Origin of the sequence: Nonlabens dokdonensis (assembly GCF_002162835.1) — a bacterium.
GTDB lineage: Bacteria > Bacteroidota > Bacteroidia > Flavobacteriales > Flavobacteriaceae > Nonlabens > Nonlabens dokdonensis_B.
Genome location: NZ_MAAX01000182.1, coordinates 1 through 5014 on the forward strand (window position 1 = coordinate 1; position 5014 = coordinate 5014).

Sequence of the window (5014 nt, forward strand, 5' to 3'; positions counted from 1 at the left end):
CTCAATTTCAAGTCTTTGTGATACCCTATCGTTGTCCATGGATCTCTAAAATCGGCTAGCCATTTTATAGATGGAACCAGATATTTTAATTCCATTCCTATCAAATGAATGGAATGTGGTGGACCTGTTGTGATTAATGTTGCGTTTTTATGCGCTGCAAAATAAGGTTCTACCGCTTTTAGCACATGACGCTTCCATCCTACTCGCGCATCTGGAATAAATAAATTACCTCTTATCCAGATCAAAGTGCGCTCAAGTAAATTGGCTTTTTTATTTATTATGCCTCGTTGTAGGTTTTTAGTCCGCTTTCGCGAAAGCTTACCAGATAACCTGCTAGGTTCATTAATACGTACTTTTATTACAGAAATATTCTCCGGTATTTCTTTTACTAAACTCTCATCACGAACTGGATAATGAGGGTTTTCTGGAATTACCACAGTAACATCGTAACCATTCCCTGGTAAATACTTTGCAAACTTCAACCATCGCTGTACGCCAGGTCCACCGGCTGGTGGCCAATAATAACTTATTATTAGAACTGGCTTTTTCAAGTGGTTTTCTTCTTTTTAAAAGCCAGTATAATTCCTCCTAAAACTATTAAAAATAATAGAATGTTACTAATAAGCATTATGGTAGAGCCAGTTTGAACAATCTCTGGTTCAAAAGTAAAAACTATTTCATGCGTTCCCGCTGGAACAAATAAACCTCTCAGCGCATAATTTACTTTGGCGATAGGCACTTGCTCACCGTCAATACTAGCTTTCCAACCATGCGGATAATACATCTCTGAAAACACGGCTAGTCCATCCTTAGAATTAGAACTTTTATAAGTAAGTTGCTCTGTTTTATAATCTGTTAACTCAATAAATGCGGTAGAATCTCTTTCTATTTCAACTACACTCACATTTAGAAGCTCTTTTTGATCATTTGTAATGATCGCAGTTTTTTGAGCGTTTAAATCTTTAATGGCTAGGATTTCCTCATTTTGATTTTCGACAACTTCAATATTATCTACAAACCAAGCATTTCCATAGGCTCCAGGATTTTGTTGCGCCACAGCTTGTCCTTGGTAAGGAATAAGAAAATATCTAGTGTTGAACATGGATAAAATCTCCATTTGTGTATTTTGATTTCCTTCTGGGTTCATGAAATAAAAATTCATTAAATCCTGGAATCTCCGCGGTTTTGCACCGTGGTAGCCACCCATAGCTTTATGAAAATAGGCTGCTCTACCACTTTTGTTAGGATCTGCTAATTGATCGTAGACTCTGTAGTGCTCTTGATCTTCAAGAACTGTTTGGTCTGCTTCAGTTTTTTCAAAAGCAAATTCATACTCTCTTGCGGTAACGTAATCATCTGAATTTACATATTTTAAATCAAAACTTATTAAATCAAACAAAATGACTCCACCACAAACAGCCAAAACAGCTACTTCTTTTATTTTATCACTCAGTAATAAGTACAAAGCTCCGCAAATCAGACCTACATAAAGCAAGGCTATTAGCGCATCTTCTTGAATCATGGCAAAACGATCTGCTTCCAGTGCTTTGACATATCGAGCACCAAGTTGTGGAAAATCTAGTAAATATTCATCAAATGGACCTGTTAAATTAAAAATATAGGAACCTAAAAAAGCTATAATTAATAACAACCCACCAAAACCAGCTCCAGCATACAACAAGGATTTTCGCTTGATTTCAATAGAATTTTTCTCGTTAAAGAATTGCCATAATCCTATTGCTGCAAGAATAGGAACGCATAATTCAATGATAACTTGAATACTGGTAACTGCTCTAAACTTGCTGTAAAATGGCATGTAATCAATGAAAAGCTCTGTTAACCAGCTTAAGTTTTTTCCATAGGATAATAGTAACGCAAGAACAATAGCCGTCAAGGTCCACCATTTTAATCGGCCGCGAATTAAAAATAAAGAGAGTAAAGCTAGAAAAACAACGCTTACACCTAAATATGCCGGTGCTTCTACAATTGCTTGATCACCCCAATACTTTCTCTGACTAAGTGATACCAATTGATTCAAATAATCCAACTCTTCTTCAGAAAGATTAGCAGGATTTATTTTAGAAAGTTGTGTTCTGCTCGCGCTATCGTCATCAAATGTCTCACCGCTTCCACCACCAGCAAATCGTGGTAGAATTAAATTCATACTTTCAGAAAGACCGTAGCTATATTCGGTAATGTAATCATAATCAAGACCGTTTGTTTTTTGCACGCTTTCGCCTTGAGCGTTAATAGTAATATTAGGTACACCTCTAGTACTTTCTTTAGAGTATTCACTAGTAGCAAGTAAATTTGCAGCGTTAGTCCCTAAAGCGAGAACTACTGCGGCGATCATTATACCTATGGACTTGAAGTAATGTGGCAGCATATTTTTCTTTGCCGCATCTATCAAATAAGCAACACCTAAAACAGCTACTGTTATTAATAAATAGTAGGTCATTTGTGGATGGTTTGCCTGCAATTCCAGCGCCATGGCAAGCGCTGTGAGTACAAAACCAGCGAGATACCGCTTTTGAAAAACCAATATAATACCACTTATAACTAACGGAAAATAAGCAATCGCGTGAGCTTTAGAATTATGACCAGCACCGATAATTATGATTAGGTAAGTAGAGAAACCAAAGGCAAGAGCACCTAAGAGTCCTATTTTCCAGTCCACTCGCATGACCAGCATTAACACATAGAAACTAGCAAAGTACAGAAAGAGATAATCAGCTGGACGAGGAAGAAATCTCAATGCCCGATCTAATCCATCGATGATATCATAATCGTAACGAGCACCTAATTGGTAAGTAGGCATTCCTCCAAAAACGGCGTCAGTCCAGTATAATTCTTCACCAGTGGTTTCTCTATGGTCTATAAGTTGTCTTGCGTTACCTTTATATTGAACGATATCACTTTGATATAGTTTTTTACCACTTAATACGGGATGGAAATATGCTAATGCTGCAACAATAAACACCACAAATACAATTAAATGCGGTACTATTTTCTTGAAATTTAGTTTCATGAAAAGGTTAAATAAATGAATGAGGAAAATTAATCAATTTCCTCAAAGTCGATGTACTCGCCTACCTTTTTCTTTTCATTAGATTTCAACGGAGCTGATTTAGGGCTTTTGCGAGAGGTATTAGTAGTGGTATTTTGAAATGGGTTTTGCCCTGGTTGAAAGCCTGCTCGTTTTTCAAAACTCTTTTGAACTCGTTGCATCGCTTTCATTCCTAACCACTTGAGAATCATTTTACCAAAATATTTCCATATCAATCGTATGGAAACAATTATAACTAGGATGATTAATAATGTCTGTAAAAACTTCAATTTAAAATGTTTTATGTAAAAATAATAAGTGTATCCTACGTTACTCTTTAAGAAATATTAAATTTGAACACGAATTACACTATATGAATTATTCATTTAATACTATAAGACTGTTTTTTGTGCTTTTTGTTACATCACAATTTGTGAATGGTCAATACACAGAGACAATAAACACAAACAATCCAGGTAGATCTCAAGGCGCATTTGCGGTAGGTAAAGGAGTTGCTCAAGTAGAAGGTTCTTTATTTTATAGAACTGAGGAGCACGATTTACAACGCTATGAACGCGATTACATAGGAACGAGTTTTCAACTGCGCTATGGTGCAGTAACAGAACGATTAGAGTTTTCTTTATTTGGAAATTATAGCAGAGTGAATCAATCTGATTTTAACGGTTTAGTTTCTACTGAAAGCGAGTTCGGAAACTTTTCTAGATTTACCGTAGGTGGAAAATACTTAGTATTTGATCCACTGGTCTTTTTTGGAGAGAAAAAAGTGAACCTATTAAGTTGGAAAGCCAATAATAGATTGAGCTGGAGAGATTTAATCCCTGCTGTTTCAGTTTACGCTGGTGCTAACTTAGATCTAAGCGAGAACAATGTGCTCACGCCACCAGATAACAGTACTATTTCTCCAAGGTTTGAATTAATAACTCAAAACAATTGGGGTCGTTGGGTTTTTGTAACTAATATCATAGCAGACAGAGTAGGAACAGATTTTCCTTCCTACCAATGGATTCTAACGATGACTCATAGTATCAATGGAAAATGGGCGGTCTTTGGAGAATATCAAGGATTAAAATCTGATTTTTATAGTGATGATCTAGCACGCGGCGGACTCACTTACTTAATTACTAAGGACTGGCAAGTAGACAGTAGTGCAACAGTAAATTTTAAAGATACGCCTACTGTATTTCAAGTAAATTTAGGAATGTCCTACCGACTAGATTTTCACAAAGACGAAGCTATCAAACAAACTGATGACTTTAAAGGAACTGGAAAAAAGAAAAAGAATAAAAAGAACAAACTCAATCTTGAGGAAGAAAATGACGGGAGATAACTTATGATTGAAGTAAAAAGAATTGATTCCAAAAAGGATATCAAAAAGTTTGTCCAGTTTCAAATGGACTTATACAAGGACAATGAATACTTTGTTCCACCCATTATCAAAGACGAATTAGCAGTTTTTGATCCAGAAAAGAATCAGGTATTTAAAAATGCCGAATGCTGGATGTTTCTTGCCTATAAAAACAATAAAATTGTAGGACGAGTAGCCGCTTTAATCAATCATATAGAGATTAATGAGCAGAAAAAGCGTAAAATGCGTTTCGGCTGGTTAGATATGATTGATGATATTGAAGTTACTAAAGCATTAATAGCAGAAGTAGAAAAACTAGGTAAAGAACAAGATTTGGAGTTCATGGAAGGACCAGTCGGTTTTTCAAATATGGACAAGGCAGGAATGCTCATAAAGGGTTATGATGAGCTCAGTACAATGATTACTTGGTACAATCATCCTTATTATAAAGAACATCTGGAAGAGTTAGGCTTTGAGAAAGCAGCAGAATGGGTAGAGTTTAAATTTAAACCACCAGTTCCTATTCCTGATAAGATCAATCGTTTTGCAGATATTATTGCCGAACGCTACAAACTCAAAACGCTACAATTTAGTACCGTTAA

The 5014-nt window shown here is 35.9% G+C and carries 3 protein-coding genes and 2 pseudogenes; 2 read left to right on the plus strand and 3 right to left on the minus strand.

What is annotated here, in order from left to right; genetic code table 11:
- From A9Q93_RS11940 to A9Q93_RS11950, 3 genes and pseudogenes are all read right to left on the minus strand, one after another.
- Positions 1-551: pseudogene (locus A9Q93_RS11940) on the minus strand (glycosyl transferase family 1); the annotation flags it as partial.
- Positions 548-3028, minus strand: a complete 2481-nt coding sequence (locus A9Q93_RS11945; protein WP_303687635.1) for a YfhO family protein — start codon at positions 3026-3028, stop codon at positions 548-550. The pseudogene A9Q93_RS11940 and the gene A9Q93_RS11945, both read right to left, overlap by 4 nt.
- A gap of 29 nt (positions 3029-3057) precedes the next feature.
- Positions 3058-3336 (minus strand): DUF4834 family protein, encoded by a 279-nt coding sequence (locus A9Q93_RS11950; protein ID WP_303687636.1) that lies wholly within the window; start codon positions 3334-3336, stop codon positions 3058-3060.
- Positions 3337-3419: 83 nt separating this feature from the next.
- Here A9Q93_RS11950 and A9Q93_RS11955 point away from each other — a divergent pair, with 83 nt between their 5' ends.
- The gene (locus A9Q93_RS11955; protein WP_303687637.1) at positions 3420-4394 is read left to right on the plus strand and encodes a transporter; all 975 of its coding nucleotides are present in this window, start codon (positions 3420-3422) and stop codon (positions 4392-4394) included.
- Between the two features lie 3 nt (positions 4395-4397).
- A pseudogene (locus A9Q93_RS11960) lies at positions 4398-5014 on the plus strand (GTP cyclohydrolase); the annotation flags it as partial.

Excerpts from the sequence above, each read along its gene's own strand:
- A9Q93_RS11945 (WP_303687635.1), bottom strand. The coding sequence starts at position 3,028 with ATGAAACTAAATTTCAAGAAAATAGTACCGCATTTAATTGTATTTGTG.
- A9Q93_RS11955 (WP_303687637.1), top strand. The coding sequence starts at position 3,420 with ATGAATTATTCATTTAATACTATAAGACTGTTTTTTGTGCTTTTTGTT.